Genomic DNA, 18,959 nt, shown 5'->3' on the forward strand with positions numbered 1-18,959 from the left:
TATCCTCACCTCACAGGGGAAACGCTTTTTCCAGCAACGGCAGAATATCCTGAGGGGAACCAGCGGCCTGTACCTTCCCAGCTGCTATTAAAACAGCGTAATCTGCTATTTCCATGAAGGGGCGCCAGATGTGGGAGATTATCACAAGATTCAGGCCGTTCTTGTGTTCTTCCCTTATAACCTCCATTACATCCCTCATGCCTTTTAGGTCGAGATTGGCCAGCGGCTCGTCGAGGAACACCACTTCCGGGTCTCCCACGAACGCCTGGGCGAGGCTTACCCTCTTCCTCATTCCCGCGGAGTAGTCTCGAATCTTTTTTCCGATGAATCTCCGGGCCCCGAACATCTCCGCGGCCTTTAGGACGCTCTCTCCATCGCCCCCTCTGGCCTCTGAGATGTATTCCAACCACTCCAGCCCTGTCCTCAGCGGCGGGAGGGCCGGCGGGTCGAAGGAGACGCCGATTCTCCTCTTTATTTGCTCGCTCTTCCAAGGGTCTTCTCCGAGAACCTCAACCCTTCCCGCAGTCGGCCTGTACGCTCCGGCGGCGATTTTCAGGAAAGTGGACTTGCCGCCCCCGTTGGGGCCGACTATGACCGTCAATCCCTCCGGAATCTCAACGTCAATGGAGTTCAGGGCGAGGACACTCCCGAAGCGCTTTGTAAGTTTCTCTGCCCTCACTATCATTGCCTCACCCCCACCCAGACTAGCGCGGCGAGAACAAACGCCACCGTTCCGCCGACCAGGTACTCAATTTTCAGCACTTCTCTAGATTGATACATCGCGAGGGTTCCAACGGCTATCCTCGCAGTGCCGTTTCCACGGTACACGAAATAGTACGTGCCGGAATCGGGAAGTTCCAGCTCCCGGTACATGTTCCCCATTGCGGTCAGGTTCGTGATGAACCTGTTCCGGACGCCATCGAAGACCTCGATTTCATACCTATCCTGATTCTCAGTTACGACGCTGATGGTAACCCTCCTCGCGGTCGGGACAAACACCGAAACGGAGGAACCATCATCGCTGAAGAACCCGTAGGCTGTTGGGGTCTCCTGGTAGTATCTGGGGAGAAATAGCGATTCTATGGTGAAGAGGAGAAGTGCGAGCAGAAGGAACACCGCAAACCTTCTCACCGGGCATCCCTCCTTTCGCTGAGGAGTATCGATGCCGCCAACAACATGGAAGGGAGGAAAAACCCGACTCTGACCACATTCCCGTAGGCGGCAACTGTGTGCCCCATTCCGTAGGCCACCGAACTCAGATAGGATGACATGGCGGCGGAGATGCTGAACGGGGGCAGGCTAGATATCCCGAGAATAACCGGAACGTACAGTACTGAGAGTCCCCCCAGAATCGAGGCGAACGAATTCGGTGACAGCAGGGCTATGAAAAGGGAGACCGAGACCGTGTAGAAGACCGCAATCAGGAAAAACGCCAGAACGTTACTCCAAACCCCGTCTCCGAGTATCCCGGCGAGGAGAGAAGGAGAGCCAGAGAGGACGTACCCCACGGCCAGGAAATAGGGGACCACGAACGATAGGGTCGTTAGAAGGAGGATTGAGGAAAACTTGATCAGGAACAACTTCCACTTCCTGATCGGGAGTGAGTAAACGGTTAGAGCTGCCAGCGAGTCCATCTCGCCCCTTATTGAAAGGCTGGAGAGCATAACTGCAACGAAGACAAGAACGCTGTACGCTTCCTGGGACAAAACAGGCAGGGCGAGCCTTGGAATGGTCCTGGCGTAGTGAACGGCGGATTCCTGGCTGAAGGGGCTCAACATGCCGGTTGCTCCCATACTGAGGGCGTCCTTCAAGAACGCCAGCCCCGTCAGCAGGAACCCGAAGAGGAAAACGGCGAGCTTCAGCGGGTCGTTCAGCTCCCATTCCAGCTGGGTTCTAACGGTGCCCATTATTCCACCACCTCATCAGAAGTGAAGCCATCAGTGCCAGAATTCCGGAGTACAGGTAGTACCTCCCGGGGCTATCGGGAGGGGAAGAGTTTCCTTCGTCGGGAAAAGCGATGTTCGTGTCGTAAAGTTTAATGCCGTCCGGCCACACACCATCTTCGGATTTTCCGCGGATCCTTCGGTCCATACTGTCGATGCCGAAAACTCCAAGTGCCATCAGCTCGGCGGAGTGGCTGAAAGTCCCCGCTATCATGACGCCGGTTAGGAAGTCGTAGGTGTACTCCTCTCTTCCGCCTCCAGAGATTGACCAGTTCCTCCCGGCATCGCTGAAGTAGAAACTCCTGGTTGTTATTCCGATATGGGGCGGCCTGAAGGGTCTGTAGTACGTCAGAACCGTGCTGTTGCCATAGGCACTGTAGGTGACGTTTCCCACCGAAACGTTGGTCTCCCTTGAAAGCCCCTCGAGACTGAAGAGCACCTCCCCGGGTCTCGGTGGATTCGAGGGGTCAATGAAGAGGGTGGCCTTTCCGATTGGGGTTCCGTTATCAAAGTACGTCATGGTCGTCAGGTTAAGGTTCAGCACCTTCCATATCGTCAGATTGGGAATTATTTCGAGATAGTTGCCCTCGAGGGTGGCATTCACAAACGTCACACTGATGTTAACACGGACAAATTCTTTTTGAATATCGATGATTTCAAAACGAAGGAATATCCTCGTACAGTCTCCGATTACAAAGGGAAAGCCGTCTTTTTTCCAGGGAGAATCGTCGCTCAAGCGGCTTATGATGTCGATTTTAACACTGGAAGGAAGCATTTCTGGATAGAGCTGGAACATGTACAAGTCCTTGACATCCCTTGGGCCGCCTTCGGGTTCAGGAAGGATATAAGTAGCATATACACCAGTTTTGAGCCAATTTTGAGTAGCGTTTGTTTTAGGCACTATCATAGTTAATAAGAAGAAAATGAAGAGTATTGGCAGATGTTTATGTTTCACGAATCATCACCGCTGTTCATGGTCACTGTTGGGGTCGGTACTGGATTTGCGTAGATAACTGCATATGCCCATCCAGTCTCTCCTGTGATCCTTTGATATTCAAATTTGGTGTATGCAATTTTTGATGTGTGGACCTTGTATGGACCCTCGATAATTTTTGTACCTTTGCTCCAGGAGACTGCATATATGTGCTCCACGGTATTGGTCTCGATAGATGCGCTTCCATCACATACCTTGACGTAGCCTCTGACTCCCGCCCAGTACCACTCTCCGTTGTTCCATACATAGTCATCCACGTCGTGTTTATAAATCTCCCAGCATCCCATAGGGGCATTGCTTTGGGAGGTTGCTACCACGAAGTTTCCGATAAAATATCCAAGAAGACTCACCATTAGTAAAACACTAATGGCTCTCTTCAATTAATCACCTCCTTGAGGTTATTCAAAAATCCTTTGAGGTATACTTTATGAATTTTTCTACCTGGTAGTTATCAGGCGAGCTCCCTTCCCATCGTCTCTTCTCCCAGCGCTAAGACATCCAGCGCACCTATTATCGCCACCACGGCAATCACAAGTACCGCCAAGGCGCTCCCGCTCAGCTCCATTATCCTGCCGGCAAGGATGGGCGCGATTCCTCCGCCTATCCTCGCCATAGCTCCCGCCCAGCCTGTTCCGGTGCCCCTGACTGCAGTGGGATAGAGCTCCGGCGTGTAGGCATAGATGGCCCCCCAGGCACCGAGGTTGAAGAAGCTGAAGGCTATGGCACTCGCTATTATCGCCGCCTCGTTGCCTGAGTTGGCCGCGAAGTAGAAGCCGACTCCAGCTATTCCCGAGAGCAGGAGGTAGTAGGAGAGGGTCTTCTTCCGGCCGATTCTTTCAAGCAGGTAGGCGGCGCTCCAGTAGCCGGGCAGCTGGGCTATGGCGGTGATTATGAAGTACTGGAAGCTCCTGAAGACGGTGATTCCCAGCGTTGTCGAGAGAAACCTCGGAAGCCAGATGAAGAAGCCGTAGTAGGCGAAGGCTATGCTGAACCAGGCTATCGTGAGCATGAGGGTCGTTTTACCATGGCGCCTCCAGAGGTCGCCGATCGAGGTCTTCTTGCCCATCTCCGGCTTTTCAAGCTTTACCTCCACGCCGAAGATTTTTCTTATGGTCTCCTCTGCCTCCTTAACGCGCCCCTTGACGAGAAGGAAGCGCGGCGATTCAGGCAGGGTTAGAAGAAGCGGAAGGATGAGTATTATCGCGCCGCCGAAGAGCAGTATGCTCCTCCAGTCGGCTTTGACTAGGATAGCGACCACTCCTATGATTATCGTCCCCACCGCCCAGAAGCTCTCAAGGATAGAAATCATCGCACCCCTTATCGAGCGGGGCATGAACTCGGCGAAGTAGGAGCTCGCAACCGGCAGAGAACCGCCGAGGCCGAGGCCGACGATGAAGCGGAGGACTATGAGGGCGTCCAGATTCCCTGCGAACGAGCTGACTATCGAGCCGAGGGAGAAGGTTGAGACTGCTAAGATGAGCGTCTTCTTCCGCCCAATCCTGTCGGCAAGGTAGCCGAAGAGCCACGCGCCGAAGAGCATGCCGAAGAGCGCCGCTGAGCCGAGGGAGCCGAGCTTTGTGAGGCTTCCCTGGAAGGCCGGGTCGTTCTTGAGGAGCGCTATCACGAAGCCCGCTGAAATCGTGTTCACGGCTATGAACGCCCATACGGTTCCGAGGATGGCCAAAAGCGTGTAGTGGAACTTATTCAACCGGGAGTTTTCGATGGCCTCCATTTTCCCAACCACCCAGTTTCATTTGCATGAAGAAGTTTTTAAGCGTTTTCTCGGTCGTTCCGTCCTGTTACACAGGTCTGGGGAATTTCCCGGGAGCTTTGGAGAATAATGTGACTCACAGTTCTTTAATCCCCGGAATTCTTTCCCACATCATTCAAAAAACTTAAATCCTTCGGGGATTCAACTTCCCATCCCGGGTGGTGGAATGAACCTGCTGGGCAGGTACAGGCTCCTCTTCGTCCTCATGAACACGGCCTTCATCGGTAACCTCACGGTCATCTATTATCTTTCGAAGGGCATCACCTACGGTCAGATCGGCCTTGTGAGTGCAATCTCCGCCCTCGGCTTCTTCCTCTTTGAGGTTCCGACCGGTGTCGTGGCCGACAAGGTGAGCAGAAAGACCAGCGTTCTTATCGGAATGGCGCTCTTCTCCTTCGGGACGGTCATCCTGATCCTTCTCCGGAACTTCCCTATGCTGATAGCTTACGCCGTCATCTCTTCCCTCGGGGCGACCTTTGTGAGCGGCAGTCTTCAGGCGTGGCTCTTCGACAATCTGAGGTACCTAGGGATGGAAAAGCGCTACCGCGAGGTGATGAAGGACATCAAGACCCTGACGCTTATTTCCTCCGCGTTCTCGATTTCAATCGGCGCATTTCTGGCACAGCTCTATGGATTCACCCTACCCCTCGTCATGACGCTCATGATGGAGCTCGGAGCCCTCGTGACGGCGCTATCCATACCCGAGTATGAGTTCAGGAGGCCTGAGGTTTCTTACCACATTCACGTTCTCCATTCCGCCAGAGAGCTCTTCAAAAATGACCTCCTCCCGTTGATTCTCATCTCAATCGCCGTGACGATGTCCATCAACCAGTTCAGAAAGTTCTTCGAGCCATATCTCGGCGAGATTCTCGCGGGAGAGCTTGGGACGACTCTAATGGGCACCCTCGGGCTTCTCGGCATCGTCGAGGTTGTTATCAAAACCCTCCCCCGGCTCCTCGGGATTAGACTGGGGAAGAAGTGGAGCGTGAGGGCCTATGAAATGGCACCCCTTGCGATTCCGGTTTTTACAGCCCTCTCGGTGCTCTTCCAGAACCCGCTCTTCATCGTCCTGCTTGGAGTCCTTGCGACGGTCGTGAACACGGCCTTCGGCTTCAACGTCTCCATAGAGTTCCAGCACAGGATACCGAGCGAAAAGAGGGCAACCGTTCTCTCCCTTAACATGATGTTCTCTGCAGTGGTGATGGCCCTCTTCTACACCCTCTACGGGTTCGCCGTTGACAGGTTCGGGTTGAGTGAAGCCAGACTGCTGTTCGCGGTGGTTCTTTTCGGCATCGGCCTGGCTTTCAAGCTGGCCAGCCTCGGCCCGCTGAGGGAGCCACTAGAGCTGAGGCATCTGGCGGAGTAGTCTTTCCGGCCTATTGCTACCGCTGAAAAACGAATTTGGGAGAGGTACCCTAAAACGCGGTACGAACTAATAATGTGTATAATACACTCAACCAACAAAAAGAAATGGAAGGCGTGTAGTGGAACTTATTCATGCTGACTTTGATAGAGGTACACGATGCTTTTTGAGTTGAGTGCCACAGGAGAGCGTCAAAACTCCAGCCTGTCAAGCTCCCTCAACATAACCGTCCATTGTTTTTCGGAGTACATAGACGGATCAGTGACTACTATAAGAGTACCTCCAAATTTGACAACGTGGTCTTTCAATGAGAGCAGGAACTTGAACGCATTTTCGAAGCCGTTTTCCAGTACTAAATATTCGAAGCAGTCGAGGACAACAATTGAGTGTCCCTTTTCGAGATGTTTTTTGACAAGGTCTATCAGTATCCCTATATCGGTGGGCCGTACAGTCACAATGTTTTTCCATGGGGCAGTCGAAGCAACCCGAGTAACCCAAAAGACGGGGAACGTGGGAGTCTCATCCTCAGGAGGTGTTCTGGTGATAAGAACCCCGTTTCCTGTGTACTTCATCCTCTGGAGGATTAATGAGATATATCGCTTATTGTCCACGTAGAATGCGCCATGGGGTATATTACCCACTGGGGCCTTGGGAGGTACGATCTGAAAAAGTGCATACTTTGCCATCCCAATAAACATCATCGCCCTGAACAGTGCTCCAGCGCCGTAAAGATATGGAGCAAGTGCAGTTGTTATTGTTGCGGGATACGTGAGGTTGATGGCACCGAGGAGAAATGCACCCACGGGGAACAGCGTGGCGGTGCTCTTTATTCCTATCTCCTTTCTCATGAGGGTGTATCCCGTGGCCATGAGAGACAGTCCCAAAAAGGGCAGAGGAAACGCCATCATGAGCATGGGGGTGTACCAAAGAGCGTCGCGAGCAGAACGTACGCAGACCCACTCACCGCGGTTAAAATTATCAGGATCTGACCGCTCGTGCTCCTGAGTCGTTCATGGAGGCAGAGGGAAGTCGCGAGAAGGAGTATTCCCTCGACCACCGCCAGCAGGGAAAGGAGGGGAACCAGGACTTTGGCCTCGGGATTGAGTCCCAGATTTTCAAGGATCGGCTTTTGAGCAAGGGCCGCGAGGGAGTCTATCCACAGCGCCAGGCTCAGAAAGAGCAGGAATTCCTCACGTTTTCTTATCCACCTGTAGGTGGTAAACCCCCACGTTGAGAACCTCATCACAACATTCAGGACTTCCAGCACACATCTCACCTGCCGTTGGCGGTTTGTGTAATGAATATTTAAAACTTTTAGTCTGTTTAAAGTCGTTTCACAAAATAGTGTTAAAAAGTTAAAGCATGGTTCACTTCGTCGCCCTGGTTATGCCAACGTCCTCCACGAGAACGTACGGCGTTGAAACCGGCGTCCTGACCTCCCACCAGTGGATGTGGTAGCTCTCCTTCCCGAGCGCCTTGATCCCCTCAAGGATCCTCTGGAAGTTGTCACTCACGCGGATGTTCCTTATCGGCCTTAGCTCTCCGTTTTCCACGAGGAATATCCCATCCCTCGGGATGGTCGAGAAGTCGCCGGCGACGTAGTTCTGGAAGCGGGTGTACCAGACGTTAGTGATGTAAATGCCTTTCTTCACCTCGCTGAAGAGCTCCTCCTTGGTGTAATCGCCCGGCTCAAGGACGATGTTCCAGGCATGGGGCATCATTAAGCCGGCGTTGGCCGTCGTCTCCGTCCCGTACTTCTTCGCCATGCTGGTGTTGAGCAGGAAGGTCTTGAAGGTTCCGTTCTCGATTATCGTGGTCTCCCTCGTGGGCACTCCCTCGTCGTCGAACTTTCTGCTGCCATAGCCGTTGGGCATGTTGCCGACGTCCTTTATCGTGACGATTTCATTGGCTACTTTCTGACCCAGCTTGTTCACCAGGAAGCTAAAACCGGCCTCTGCCGCGTAAGCCGATGTCATGAAGCTCATGTAGCTCAGCAGGTTGGCGAAGGCTAAGGGGTCAAAGATGACGTCGAATTTTCCTTCCGGCCCCTGCTCCGGATTCTGGGCGAGCTTTGCAATCTCGCCGGCCTTCCTGCCGGCTGACTCCGGGTCGAACTTCTTGAGAATTCTCACCGAGTTCGTTCCGTGTCCGCTCTCTAGGTCGCCGATGAATGCCCTAACGCTTATCTCTATCCCCGTTCCCTCTTCAAAGGCCTCGACGCCGTTGCTCGTGGTCAGATAAAGCCTGTTGTGGTCGGTGTAGAGGACACCGGCGACGCGCTTCGCCCCCTCCTCAAGTGCCGCATTGATTGCCCTCTCAACGTACTCGTTTGGTTCGTCGAGTTCGACTATGGACTTATCGAAGGTCTCCGGAATATCTCTGTACTCGAATGGTCCTTCAGCGATGCCGTAGTAGTCCTCCTTCGGCGCCATTCCCTTCATGTTGCTCAGGAGGGTCTTCAGAGTCCGCTCGATGTTCTCCTCGCTCAGCTCGGTGATGCTCGTTCCGGCAACGCGCTTCTCAAGCTCGACGAACAGCTCCACCTTCCGCTCGTGCCAGTTTTTTGCTACCGTTATCTCATTGTTGGCGAAGCGGACCTGTCTGCGGTTGGTCTCATAGCCCAGAACGACGACGTCGCCAAATCCAAGCTCCCTGGCTTTTTTAAGGATGAACTCGTTAACGTCGAACATCTCCACCACCTCACGGCCTCCTTAGGGGGATATCCCTAAGCCTCGCGTGTGCTCCGCCCATCCAGACCGGCACGCCCTGCCCGGGCTCGCCTTTACCGCAGGTTCCCGGGAACATCTCGACCTCTTTGCCAACGGCATCGACGCTGCTCCACAGGGCCCTGGTGGTTATCTCAAGGATAGGCCTCCTGACCGGGTGCTTTATCTCGCCGTTCTCGATGAGGTAGGCCTCCCTGCCGATGTACCTCTGCTGATAGCGCCTGTCGTCGATGTTCCATTCGTTGAAGCTCACCATGTAGACGCCGAGCTTGATGTCCTCGATGAGCTCCTCGAAGGAGTAGTCACCGGGGGCGAGGTAGGTGTTGGCCATCCTCACTATGGGCTCGCGGTTGTAGTTTATCGCTCTCGCGGCTGCGTTTGACCGCTGGCCCAGCTTTGCGGCGTATTCTCTGTTCGTTAGGAACTCGGTGATTATTCCGTCCTTGATGAGGTAGCGCGGCCTCGCCTTGACGCCCTCATCGTCGTAGAGGTAGAAGCCCCAGCTGTTTGGTATAGTCGGGTCTTCGATGACGGTAACGGCGTCGCTTCCAATCCTTTCGCCAAGCATATCGGGCTTAACAAAGCTCTCCCCGGCCTGGGCTGCCTCCCTTCCGAATATCCTGTCTGCCTCGTATGGATGTCCAACGCTCTCGTGGACAGCTATGCCAGCGACCTCCGGGCTTATGACGAGGTCAACCTTGCCCTCGGGCGGCTTTTGTCCCTCATAGATGAGCTTCTTTAGGGCCTGAACGTCCTTGACGGCCCAGCTCCACGGCTCGTCCTTCTCGATGAGCTCCAAGCCACCGGAGAAAGCCCTCTGGACGAAGGGTGCCTGCTCCATCTGACCGTTCTCGAAAACGACGAGGTTGTACATAACGGAGACGCGCGGGATCTTGCTCTTTACGTATGCTCCTTCGCTGTTGACGAAGATCTTCTTCCAGAGCTGGTCAGAGTAGCCGAGGTATCTCATCGGCACGTTTACCCCGGTCCCCTTTACCTCCTCCTCGATTTTCCTGAGGAGCTCCATCTTCTCCTCCGGAGAAACATCGCGGAAGTCCTTCTTCATCTTAACCTTGTAGGAAACGCGGTGGAAGTCCTCATCGCTGAACCTTATCGACTCGTTCCTCACCCTGGAGGCCGCCTTTGCGAGCTTAACTGCCTTTTTGACCGCCTCGGCGACGCTCTCTTTAGTGAGAACGTTGGTTGAAGCGAAGCCCATGCCCCCATCGACCAGAACCCTTACACCGATTCCCTTCTCAGATATTATGCTCAGCCCCTCAGGGTTGCCGTTCTTCATCGCTAGAGAAGTGCCGTTCTTCTCCTCGAAGCGCGCCTCCGCGTAGCCCGCCCCCAGTTCGAGGGCCTTCTCAACGGCGAACTCTACGAGTTCATGCATGCACATCACCTCGGTTTACTGCATAGAATAGTGCGTCCGGAAGTATAAAAGTCTTTCCGTTAAGATGGCGGTCGAAAAGACGCGCAAGGTTTAAGTTGTTTGGAGTTCAGTTCAGATTAGGTGGTGTGATGAGCGAGAGCATAAACATTGCCCTCATACTTCGGGATATCCAGCTTATGAGGAAAAAACTGGACGAGATAGAAGAAGAGCTTCTTAAGCTAAAGATTCAGGAGCTTGAGGAAGAGGAAGTTAGCGAAGAGGAGCTTAAGGAACTCGAAAAACTTTCCAAAGAAACGCTGGAAAACGGAGTGCCCTGGGAGGAGGCTAAGAAGGAGCTTGGCCTTTGAGGTGCTTTGAATGGTTTACGAAGTTCTCCTTCACAGGAATGTTCTGAAAAAACTGAAGGATGCTCCAGAAAACGTGAGGAAAAAGTTTGGGGAGCTAATTGAAGAGCTTAAATTCAACCCGGTCCCTTCTGAAAAGTTTGACGTTAAAAAGCTCAAAGGGAGAGATAACACGTTTAGAGTTCGTTTGGGTGAGTACCGGGTAATTTACGAACTCCAACGGAAGAAACTGCTTATTCTTGTCATTAAATTTGGAAAAAGGGAAAACGTGTATGAGTGACTGGGATATACTACATACTGCTATTTTATTTGTGGTCGCACAAATGGATCCTCTATAAGCTTAGTCTCGAGACCATCTTTGGTGTATCTTGCCATGATAAAAAGGCCAGATTTTACGTTGAGTATGACAATGGGTTTGAAAGTGGCCCGATTATGATGCGAGTGACAGAGTCCCCAGCATGTGTACTCAATGACGAGTTGTGCTTGAGCAGAAGCACTTCGTCTTTCAATGGCGGTTCTAATTGCGGCTTTGACCACAGGGTACAGCTCGTGAGAGGGTAGTCTCTCAAATTTCTTCGAAAGTTCCTCAAGCGTTCCATGATGAATCTTCACAAAGGGGAACTCCCCATACAGTTCACGGGAGAGTGTTTCCCTTTCTAGTCTTTTCTTGCATAATTTCAGCTCATACTCTACGAATTCCACGGGTAGATTGTACCTGAAGCTCTTTCCTCTTCGAATCCTAACGTAGTCCACGGTTAGCCCCTTTGACTGAAGCCACTCCATCAAGTCCTTTTTGAGTTGATGGTCTGTTATGGTGTATCCTAACAGTTCCCTCACCAGGAGCTTTACATCGCCAAGCGTGATTGGCCCATCTTCTGGCTTCATGACTACCCCCAAAGAAAGCTCTTGAGTTAGAAAATTAAAACTTCTCCTCACATTCACACGGCTTTTTTCCGCAGTAGGGACAGACGCCGGGGTACTTCTTCTTCGCCGCTTCCTCGATATCGATGTCGAGCAGATTGGCTAGGCTCGCGAGCCACGCCAGAACATCTGCAAACTCCTCCTGCATCGTTTTCCTGTCGTTTTTCCTTATCGCCTCGCTCAGCTCTCCAACTTCTTCGACGAACCAGAGGAAGGTCTTATCAACCCCGCGCTTCGAGTCCTTGTGGAAGTAGATGTCCCTGATCATCCCCTGAAACTCACGGATTTCCATCTTCCCCACCTGGGGAAAGGGGAAGAAAAGGGCTTAAAAATCACTCGCTATTTCTATCAGCTTCCTCATGTGGATTGCCGCCGTGTCGAAGACCTCGACAGAGACGTCGCCCTGCTTTATCGCCAGCGGCAGCTCGGTACAGCCGAGGATTACCCCCTCGATGCCGTATTTCTTCTCGTACCTTTCGATAAGATCGACCAGGTACGATTTGCTCTTAAGGTTCTCAAAGGCCAGCTCCTCGAAGATTATCCTGTTGATTTCGTCAATCTCCTCCCCGGAAGGCACTATGATGTCAAAACCCGCCCCCGTGAGGGCATCTTTGTAGAAGTCTGCCGTCATTGTGGTCTTGGTGCCAAGGAGGAGAACCTTTTTGACCCCTCTTCTCTTCATCTCCTCGATGAGCGCGTCTATTATGCTGACCATAGGCACGCTGACGGCCCTCTGGACCTCGGGGAACACTATGTGGGGAGTGTTTGCGGAGAGGGAGATGATTTCCGCTCCTGCCCGCTCAAGGGCCTTTGCGGCCTTTATGAGTATCTCCTTCCTCCCCTCCCAGCCGCGGGGATTGTTCCTGAACTCTTCGAAGTTTATCGAGTAGATTATGAGCTCCGGGAAGGTGAAGGGGCCAAACTTCTCCCTGCTTATCTCTATGTATTTCCTGTAGTAATAACAGGTTGATTCCGGGGTCGTTCCGCCGATTATGCCTATCCTCTTCATGTGCGTCACCGTATAAAGTCTTCTCCGAGGGATATGAACCTTTTGGTTTAAAACCGAATGTTAAAAGAAAAGTAATGGGAACCCCTCACCCGATCACCGAAACTACCTCATCGAGAAGCCTCCCGGCCAGCTCCCGCTTGCCCATTCTGGGAAGTTTTTTGACGAAGTCCCTGCCCACGAGAATGACTTCGTTTTCCTCGCTGCCAAAGGCCTTAAGCGTGTTGGCCACAACGAGGTCGCTCCCTGCCCGTTCTATCTGCTTTCTGGCGGCCTCGATAAGTTCCTCCTCGCTCAGCCCTGTCTCGGCCTTAAACCCTACGAGAAAAACGTCCGGCTGGAGCTCCTTCACCCTGTCTATTATCTTCGGCGTTGGCCCAAGCTCAAGGGTTAGAGTTTTTCCGCTCTTTATCTTCACGCTGGCCTTCTCCTTAACGCGGAAGTCGCTTACGGCGGCGGCTAAAACAACGATGTCGTACTTTTTAGCCCTCAGCTCCCTTTCTACCGCCCCGAGCATCTCCTCGACGGTCTCGACTTCAATCTGGTTCTCGACGAAGCTCGGAACGCTCCCTTTGGTTCTAATCAGAGTTACCTCCGCCCCCCTGAAGTCGGCCTCTTCCGCGATCGCGACCCCCATCCTACCGGAGCTCGCATTGGTGATGTACCGTATCGGGTCTATGTACTCCCTCGTTGCTCCAGCGGTGACGAGAACGCGCTTTCCTTTGAGGGTCTTTGGATGAAGCTTCTTTATTACGCGGTAGACGATCTCGTCAATCGAAGCAACCTTTGCCTTGCCCTCCTCAAAGCGGGGCCCTATGAACTCGACGCCGAGCTCCTTGAGCTTCTCGATGTTCTGGACGACAATCGGATGCTCATACATGCTGGAGTGCATCGCAGGGGCGATCATTATGGGCGTGTGTGCGAAGGCCGTCGTTACAACGGTTGTAACGGGGGTATCGTCTATGCCGCAGGCTATCTTCCCAATCGTATTTGCCGTTGCCGGGCAGACGAGGATCAGGTCGGCTTTATTTTCGTGGTCTCCGGCGAGCTCGACGTGCTCTATGAAGCCGGTAATTTCCGTCACGACGGGGTTTCCTGTGGCGAACTCCATCGCGTAGGGGTGGATTATCTTGGTCGCGCTCTCGCTCATCACTGCGTGGACCTCCGCCCCATGGCGGATAAGCTCCCTTGCGAGTTTGACGCACTCGACGGCGGCTATACTGCCTGGAATTGCCAGGACAATCTTCTTTCCAACGAGTTTCCGGCTCTTCGTGGCGTGAATAAGCTTAACGTGGTGAAGCATGATGACACCTCCAGAAAGAGTTGCACCAACTCATATATAATACTTGGGAGGCTCAAAGCTCCCTCACAGCGTCCTCCTCGAACTTGCTCACCTCTTCTTTCGTGCCCACCCACACGACTATCGTGGGCTCGACTGTTATCATGCCGTCCCTTATCATGGGCTTTATCTCGTTTATGGCCCTCTCAATTTTGTATCCCCTGTCAACCACCTCCACCACTATGGGCAGGTCCGTTGAAAGCCTCATAACGTCCGCCGAGTGAACCTTGCTCTTCTTGCCGAACCCGTAGATGCCCCGGTAAACGGTTGCACCGGCGATTCCCATCTCCCGGAGCTTTTCAACGATGGCCTTGTAAAGAGGCTTTCCCTCAAAGCGGTCGTTTTCGCCTATGTAAATGCGAAGGCGGAGCGTGTTCCAGTGCTCGACCTCGACCACAAAATCACCTCCTTGCAAGGACGAACCCGAGGAATATTAGGCCTATTGTGATTATAACGTTTGCCGAGATGTTCAAAAGGGCTAAGGAATACTCTCTCTCGCGCAGGAGCGAGAAGGTCTCGTAGGAGAAGGTTGAGAACGTGCTCAGTGCCCCGCAGAAGCCCATTCCAAAGAAGAGCCTCCACTCGCTTGAAATTCCTATGCCCCAGAAGAGCAGGCCGTACAGGTAGCCCAGGATCAGGCTGGCTATGCTGTTCACGAGGAGCGTCCCAACCGGGAAGTCCCTGTAAACCGGGAGTATGCCCGAGATGTAGAACCTCGCCAGCGCGCCTAGGGCCCCGCCGAGTGCGATTGCCAGTACTATCCTGGGGTTCATTTTCCTCACCTTGTTTTTGTTCTTCCTGTTTCTCTGGGTGCGTCTGGCAGTGCATACTTAAAATTTTGGTACCTGGATGTATCCAGGGAGAGCACGTTCAGTCCGGCGGAGTCAATGGATGTGTTCATTCCCTACCCTCGAAGTTGAGGTAGTAGTGTATCTTCTCCTCGGCCTCACTGTAGTCCCGCTTTGGAAGTCCCAGTTGCTCCCGGAGCCGTTTGTTCTCGGCAATCATGGCGGAGAGCTGTATGGCGAGGTTCTGGTTGTCCATGGCGATGTAGTACGAGCGGAACTTTAGGGGAGACCATTTGCCCTCCAGCTCGTAGAGTTCCCCATCAAGCCGGGCTATCTCTTCTTGGAGCCTTTTGAACGTCGTTTCGTTGGCTTCTGGATCGTCATCGAGGTAGCCGTGAAGGAGGATTATCCTGACCGCCTCCTCCACCCGGAAATCGTAGCGTTCGCAGAGCTTCCCAATCTTCTCGAAGGTCTCGTCCGGAATTCTGAACGTCACCCTTCGCCAGCCCCGCTTTGGTCTCACTGTAATCCTCATTTTCTACACCCAAGCTTCGCTCTAAGCCTCTTGTTTTCCTCGCTGAGCTCTTTCCGGAACACCATCAGGAACTCCTTGTCCCGCTTTGCGGTTTCCTCAAACTCGACGAGCTCGGTGTAGCTGGCCCTTATCTCAGCCAGCTTTTTCTCCAGCCTGTCCTTACCTTCGAGAAGGAGGCGAAGCTTTAGAACCCTGAGTGTCCTCTCAAGCCCCTCCAGGTCACGGAACCTCTTCTCTATCTCGCGCTTGTTTTTCCTTATGATCTTCAGCTCGTCGTTTGTGACCTCTATCTCCACGGGAACCTCCTCCTCTTTTGCTTCTCGCGGTGTTTTATGGCGATTCCCGTTTCGATTCCCTTCAATGCTTCTATCGTCAGGGGGAGCGCCGATATCTCATCCTTCGTTGGCCGCTCCCTGGCCCTGTAGTCAAACTTGTCGATGAACGAGTCGAGCCTTTCCCTGAGAACCCTCAGCTTTTTTATCTGAACCCTTTCCAGCCTTTCCGCCGCGGTGGAGTTCTCCCGTCGGAGGATTTGGAGGAGCATTACGTAGTGATTCCTGCACAGCACCGATTCGGAGCGCTCATATTCGGGCAGGAGCTCTTCAATCCTTCCCGCGAACGCGTCTATAGTGCTTTTCTCCTTCTCCTCCATCAGCCTGCAGAGGAAGCATTCCCCCTCCTCGGGGACAGTGCCCCTCTCAAGGTAGGCTATGTACGTCCTCAGCATGTGTTCGTAGATTATGGCCACGCCTAAGGGGCCCAGCAGGGGTTCTGAATACGCTTTTCCAAGGGTTTTCCATGCGTGGTAGGTGCAGAGGCCCAGGCTTTCTTTGAACTTCTCCCTCACACCCGGATTGTTCACGTGCTCATACAGGATAGTGTCTATTTCCGACTCCTCGTATTTGCGGAGTATTCTGCAGACGGGACAGCCCTCCCCGAGGGCGTCCCTCAGATACATGCCGATTAGGTCCATGCCCACCACTCAGATGAACCTCTCCATGAAGTCCAGCACCGCCAGTGCCCGGTATGTGTTCTGGAAGTTCGAGATGCCCAGTTCCAGCGAACGTCTGAAGCCGCCGTTGGAGTTCTGAAGCTGACGGATGAACCAAATGTGCCGTCTTGGGCAGTCTGGCCTCTCACCCTGCAGTTCAAGCCCCCTGGAAGCGTAGAACGTAGGCTCAAGGTAGGGGGGAAGGCTGTAGGGAACCTCCGTAAAGCCGCCCCAGTCGCCACAGACTTCGCAGTTACGGAAGTGGGGGCTTTTAGGTGGCCTGTATCCAAGGGCGTGGAGAGTGTATAATGCCTGATACGTCATCGTCGTGGTTGGCCCCTTGACCCCGTAACCGTTTCCGTTTCTGAACTTCATAACGAAGGCCCTTATGGCTTCCTTCTCATCGGGGCTGAAATCATAGCCTATAGCCTTGAACGCCTTGACGACCCAGTAAGTTGCCTCCAGCGGCGTCGCCGTTCCGAACTCCTCGCTTCCACCGAGACCGACGGCGAACCTGCCCTCAAGGGGGTTGTACTTGGTGAAAATGATGTCCACGTGGTTCATCGCCACGTCCTTTGCACCTAGGACTGCCAGACCCTCCATCGCCATCGCTATCGCAACGACCGCCGTCTGGGGCTGTATTGCCCTTTCAAGGAACTCCACCGTCTTCTCTGGCTCAGGAACCTCCATGCCAAGGAGATTGTAGGTCTTGACGGCGTAGTACGTGTCGTTGACGTTGGTGTCGTCGAGAACGCTGACGAAGCAGTAACCGCCGTCCTCGTGGCGTCTCTCCTCTATATACCTGATGAGCGAATCAGCGTTAACGAACCGTCCAATTTCATATAGCTTCGAGCCCATTCCACCGCCTCCCCAAGCTTTTGACGGAGAACAGGCGTCATCAGCCCTCAACGGGCGGTTCGGCTCGAAGCCCGGGCGGACGCCATCGCCCGGAAGACCATCTGAAAGGCGTTTAAAAACGTTTGTGGTGCAACTGCCTAATAACCTAAAGATTTAATAGGAATAAAACGGCCTTTCATCTGTGATGAAATCATGGAGTTCATAGCCTTCACCTATGCTGGAAACTTCGTGAAGGAGGAGGTAATAAAAGAGGTCGTGTTCGATGTATTCGATGAGGCAAATCGTTTCTTTGAGGAGAACGGCCTTCCGCTCAGGTTTCTCTACATAGGAAAACTGAAACTGGAGCCCGGCTACCTGATAAACATATACACCTCGGAGGGAAAGATACGGGCGTACCCGATCGAAGTCCTTGTGGAGTTTCTCCACGCCAAGCTCCTCAACGAGATAGAGGAGAGGCCCGGGATAAAGATGAACAAAATATTCGCACTCACCACGTTCCCCCTCGTCTCCCGCAACCCGTATTTTGACTTCTATGAGAAGTTTTTGGGGATACACGAGACCCTGATTGGGTTGAGAATAATGGTTCTGTCGATGAAGCCCTTCGAACCGCCGGGACTCTCTGAACTTCTGAAAAGGCCCGATGAGGAAGATGTATCCGAAGAAGAAAGGGCCCGTATAAAGGGAGAGCTCGAACTATTCAAAAACCGTCTCCTCAAAGGGATCCTCCACGAGGTTGGCCACAGCTTCGACCTCGGCCACTGTTCAAACGAGTGCGTCATGAACTCCCCATCCACGATGGAAGAATGGGATTCCCGGATGCTCGGCTACTGCGATTCCTGCTTTATCAGCCTCAAAAGGGCGGTCGAGTGGTCCGAGCGCAATCCCCGGGAGGAGTAAGGTAAAAAGTTTTAGGTTTTGGACGTTATTTCTTAATGATGTGGCTCGGCCGGATTTCCAGATGGGGAAGTGAGGGAGCAAGAAGGGCGCTGCCGCGCTACTTCTCGATTCTTGAGGGGACAGAGGAGCCGGCCTCTTCCATCACAAAGCGGGTAGAAGTTAGATTCAAAGACGGTCTCTCCCTTGATGAACTTTGGAATCTCCATACCGAGGGGATGGATAGGTTAAGGGAAAATGACCTGAGTGAGAAACCGGAGAAAAATCTTCTGGAGCTCAAGGCACTGATTGCCGGTAGGATTCTGGAATCCTGCACCCTGTGCGAGATAAAATGCCGCGTGAACAGGAGGGAGGGCATCGGATACTGTCGCGTGAGGGAGAGCCTCGTTGCGAGCGACTTCCTCCACTACGGTGAGGAGCCGGAGCTCGTGCCGTCATACACAGTCTTCTTCTCCGGCTGCAACTTCCGCTGCGTCTTCTGCCAGAACTGGGACATAAGTCAGTACCGCGTTGGGATTGAGCACGCTCCAGAGTTCATGGCGCTGAAAATCGAGGAGGCCTTCAGGAGGGGAGCCAGGAACGTTAACTTCGTCGGTGGCGAACCAACGCCGAACCTGCCCTTCATCATTGAGACCCTGAGGCACGTCAGCGTCCCGATTCCGGTTATCTGGAACTCCAATATGTACATGAGCGAAGAAGCCATGAGGCTCCTCGACGGCATCGTTGACGTATATCTTGCCGACTTTAAGTGGGGAAACGATGGGTGTGCCTTGAGGTATTCTAAGGTTCCCCGCTACTGGGAGGTCGTGACGAGGAACTTCCTCCTCGCCAGAGAGCACTTCGGAGCGGAGTTTCTCATAAGGCACTTGGTGATGCCCGATCACATCGACTGCTGCACGCGGCCGGTGCTGGAGTGGATAGCTGCAAATCTCGGAAAGGATGTCCGGGTGAACGTTATGTTCCAGTACAGGCCGGAGTATCGGGCGGATGAATATCCTGAAATCAGCAGGGGGTTGAGTATAGAGGAGAGACAAAAAGCGGTTCAAATCGTTGGAGAACTCGGTTTTAGAAACGCTCTGGTTGAATAGAC

Annotated in this window: 25 protein-coding genes and 1 riboswitch; of the genes, 5 read left to right on the forward strand and 20 right to left on the reverse strand. The window is 53.2% G+C overall.

Annotated elements, in window-relative coordinates; genetic code table 11:
• Positions 1 to 10: 10 nt before the first annotated feature.
• The 6 genes from NUS69_RS02375 to NUS69_RS02400 form a co-directional block, all read right to left on the reverse strand.
• A complete protein-coding gene (locus NUS69_RS02375; protein ID WP_258084264.1) occupies positions 11 to 685 on the reverse strand; it encodes an ABC transporter ATP-binding protein in 675 nt (224 codons plus the stop codon).
• Positions 682 to 1,131 (reverse strand): hypothetical protein, encoded by a 450-nt coding sequence (locus NUS69_RS02380; protein ID WP_258084265.1) that lies wholly within the window; start codon positions 1,129 to 1,131, stop codon positions 682 to 684. Before NUS69_RS02380 ends, NUS69_RS02375 begins: the two co-directional genes overlap by 4 nt.
• Positions 1,128 to 1,907 carry an ABC transporter permease gene (locus NUS69_RS02385; RefSeq protein ID WP_258084266.1) on the reverse strand — a complete coding sequence of 260 codons (780 nt, stop codon included), beginning with the start codon at positions 1,905 to 1,907 and terminating at the stop codon, positions 1,128 to 1,130. The genes NUS69_RS02380 and NUS69_RS02385 overlap by 4 nt, the downstream gene beginning before the upstream one ends.
• Entirely contained in the window at positions 1,894 to 2,745 is an 852-nt protein-coding gene (locus NUS69_RS02390; RefSeq protein ID WP_258084267.1) for a hypothetical protein, read from the reverse strand. The genes NUS69_RS02385 and NUS69_RS02390 overlap by 14 nt, the downstream gene beginning before the upstream one ends.
• A gap of 149 nt (positions 2,746 to 2,894) precedes the next feature.
• Positions 2,895 to 3,317 carry a hypothetical protein gene (locus tag NUS69_RS02395; protein ID WP_258084268.1) on the reverse strand — a complete coding sequence of 141 codons (423 nt, stop codon included), beginning with the start codon at positions 3,315 to 3,317 and terminating at the stop codon, positions 2,895 to 2,897.
• Between the two features lie 71 nt (positions 3,318 to 3,388).
• A complete protein-coding gene (locus tag NUS69_RS02400; protein WP_258084269.1) occupies positions 3,389 to 4,681 on the reverse strand; it encodes an MFS transporter in 1,293 nt (430 codons plus the stop codon).
• 193 nt (positions 4,682 to 4,874) lie between these two features.
• Here NUS69_RS02400 and NUS69_RS02405 point away from each other — a divergent pair, with 193 nt between their 5' ends.
• On the forward strand, positions 4,875 to 6,074 hold the full coding sequence (locus NUS69_RS02405; RefSeq protein ID WP_258084270.1) for an MFS transporter: 1,200 nt from the start codon (positions 4,875 to 4,877) through the stop codon (positions 6,072 to 6,074).
• A 188-nt stretch (positions 6,075 to 6,262) separates the two neighbouring features.
• Here NUS69_RS02405 and NUS69_RS02410 read toward each other — a convergent pair whose 3' ends face one another.
• From NUS69_RS02410 to NUS69_RS02425, 4 genes are all read right to left on the reverse strand, one after another.
• Positions 6,263 to 6,985 (reverse strand): DUF835 domain-containing protein, encoded by a 723-nt coding sequence (locus NUS69_RS02410; protein WP_258084271.1) that lies wholly within the window; start codon positions 6,983 to 6,985, stop codon positions 6,263 to 6,265.
• Positions 6,976 to 7,347, reverse strand: a complete 372-nt coding sequence (locus NUS69_RS02415; RefSeq protein ID WP_258084272.1) for a hypothetical protein — start codon at positions 7,345 to 7,347, stop codon at positions 6,976 to 6,978. Before NUS69_RS02415 ends, NUS69_RS02410 begins: the two co-directional genes overlap by 10 nt.
• Positions 7,348 to 7,438: 91 nt before the next feature.
• Positions 7,439 to 8,761, reverse strand: a complete 1,323-nt coding sequence (locus NUS69_RS02420) for a TldD/PmbA family protein (protein WP_258084887.1) — start codon at positions 8,759 to 8,761, stop codon at positions 7,439 to 7,441.
• A 10-nt stretch (positions 8,762 to 8,771) separates the two neighbouring features.
• Complete coding sequence (locus NUS69_RS02425; RefSeq protein ID WP_258084273.1) at positions 8,772 to 10,193, reverse strand: TldD/PmbA family protein; 1,422 nt, start codon at positions 10,191 to 10,193, stop codon at positions 8,772 to 8,774.
• 128 nt (positions 10,194 to 10,321) lie between these two features.
• Between NUS69_RS02425 and NUS69_RS02430 the strand changes: the two genes are divergently transcribed.
• Both NUS69_RS02430 and NUS69_RS02435 read left to right on the forward strand, forming a co-directional pair.
• The gene (locus NUS69_RS02430) at positions 10,322 to 10,540 is read left to right on the forward strand and encodes a hypothetical protein (protein WP_258084274.1); all 219 of its coding nucleotides are present in this window, start codon (positions 10,322 to 10,324) and stop codon (positions 10,538 to 10,540) included.
• Positions 10,541 to 10,550: 10 nt separating this feature from the next.
• Positions 10,551 to 10,817, forward strand: a complete 267-nt coding sequence (locus NUS69_RS02435) for a type II toxin-antitoxin system RelE family toxin (protein WP_258084275.1) — start codon at positions 10,551 to 10,553, stop codon at positions 10,815 to 10,817.
• 20 nt (positions 10,818 to 10,837) lie between these two features.
• On the opposite strand, the gene NUS69_RS02440 is transcribed toward NUS69_RS02435, so the two are convergent.
• From NUS69_RS02440 to NUS69_RS02485, 10 genes are all read right to left on the reverse strand, one after another.
• Positions 10,838 to 11,434: a hypothetical protein gene (locus tag NUS69_RS02440; protein ID WP_258084276.1), complete on the reverse strand. Its 597-nt coding sequence runs from the start codon at positions 11,432 to 11,434 to the stop codon at positions 10,838 to 10,840.
• Positions 11,435 to 11,456: 22 nt separating this feature from the next.
• Complete coding sequence (locus tag NUS69_RS02445; RefSeq protein ID WP_258084277.1) at positions 11,457 to 11,750, reverse strand: MazG nucleotide pyrophosphohydrolase domain-containing protein; 294 nt, start codon at positions 11,748 to 11,750, stop codon at positions 11,457 to 11,459.
• A 33-nt stretch (positions 11,751 to 11,783) separates the two neighbouring features.
• A complete protein-coding gene (locus NUS69_RS02450; protein WP_258084888.1) occupies positions 11,784 to 12,467 on the reverse strand; it encodes an aspartate/glutamate racemase family protein in 684 nt (227 codons plus the stop codon).
• 85 nt (positions 12,468 to 12,552) lie between these two features.
• Positions 12,553 to 13,767, reverse strand: coding sequence for a bifunctional phosphopantothenoylcysteine decarboxylase/phosphopantothenate--cysteine ligase CoaBC (gene coaBC, locus NUS69_RS02455; protein ID WP_258084278.1), 1,215 nt, complete (start codon positions 13,765 to 13,767; stop codon positions 12,553 to 12,555).
• A gap of 52 nt (positions 13,768 to 13,819) precedes the next feature.
• Positions 13,820 to 14,200: a DUF190 domain-containing protein gene (locus NUS69_RS02460; RefSeq protein WP_258084279.1), complete on the reverse strand. Its 381-nt coding sequence runs from the start codon at positions 14,198 to 14,200 to the stop codon at positions 13,820 to 13,822.
• A gap of 4 nt (positions 14,201 to 14,204) precedes the next feature.
• Positions 14,205 to 14,576, reverse strand: a complete 372-nt coding sequence (crcB, locus tag NUS69_RS02465) for a fluoride efflux transporter CrcB (protein ID WP_258084280.1) — start codon at positions 14,574 to 14,576, stop codon at positions 14,205 to 14,207.
• A 124-nt stretch (positions 14,577 to 14,700) separates the two neighbouring features.
• Positions 14,701 to 15,126 carry a hypothetical protein gene (locus NUS69_RS02470; RefSeq protein WP_258084281.1) on the reverse strand — a complete coding sequence of 142 codons (426 nt, stop codon included), beginning with the start codon at positions 15,124 to 15,126 and terminating at the stop codon, positions 14,701 to 14,703.
• Positions 15,123 to 15,422, reverse strand: a complete 300-nt coding sequence (locus NUS69_RS02475; protein ID WP_258084282.1) for a hypothetical protein — start codon at positions 15,420 to 15,422, stop codon at positions 15,123 to 15,125. The genes NUS69_RS02470 and NUS69_RS02475 overlap by 4 nt, the downstream gene beginning before the upstream one ends.
• Complete coding sequence (locus NUS69_RS02480) at positions 15,413 to 16,099, reverse strand: DUF6062 family protein (RefSeq protein WP_258084889.1); 687 nt, start codon at positions 16,097 to 16,099, stop codon at positions 15,413 to 15,415. The genes NUS69_RS02475 and NUS69_RS02480 overlap by 10 nt, the downstream gene beginning before the upstream one ends.
• A gap of 9 nt (positions 16,100 to 16,108) precedes the next feature.
• Positions 16,109 to 16,975, reverse strand: coding sequence for a prenyltransferase/squalene oxidase repeat-containing protein (locus tag NUS69_RS02485; RefSeq protein ID WP_258084283.1), 867 nt, complete (start codon positions 16,973 to 16,975; stop codon positions 16,109 to 16,111).
• Positions 16,976 to 16,999: 24 nt separating this feature from the next.
• A riboswitch (Fluoride riboswitch) is annotated at positions 17,000 to 17,074 on the reverse strand.
• Between the two features lie 93 nt (positions 17,075 to 17,167).
• Here NUS69_RS02485 and NUS69_RS02490 point away from each other — a divergent pair.
• Positions 17,168 to 17,872, forward strand: a complete 705-nt coding sequence (locus NUS69_RS02490; protein ID WP_258084284.1) for a zinc metalloprotease — start codon at positions 17,168 to 17,170, stop codon at positions 17,870 to 17,872.
• A 38-nt stretch (positions 17,873 to 17,910) separates the two neighbouring features.
• Entirely contained in the window at positions 17,911 to 18,957 is a 1,047-nt protein-coding gene (locus NUS69_RS02495) for a radical SAM protein (RefSeq protein WP_407704651.1), read from the forward strand.
• Positions 18,958 to 18,959 lie beyond the last annotated feature (2 nt).

The organism is Thermococcus thermotolerans (assembly GCF_024707485.1).
In the GTDB taxonomy this organism is placed as follows: domain Archaea; phylum Methanobacteriota_B; class Thermococci; order Thermococcales; family Thermococcaceae; genus Thermococcus; species Thermococcus thermotolerans.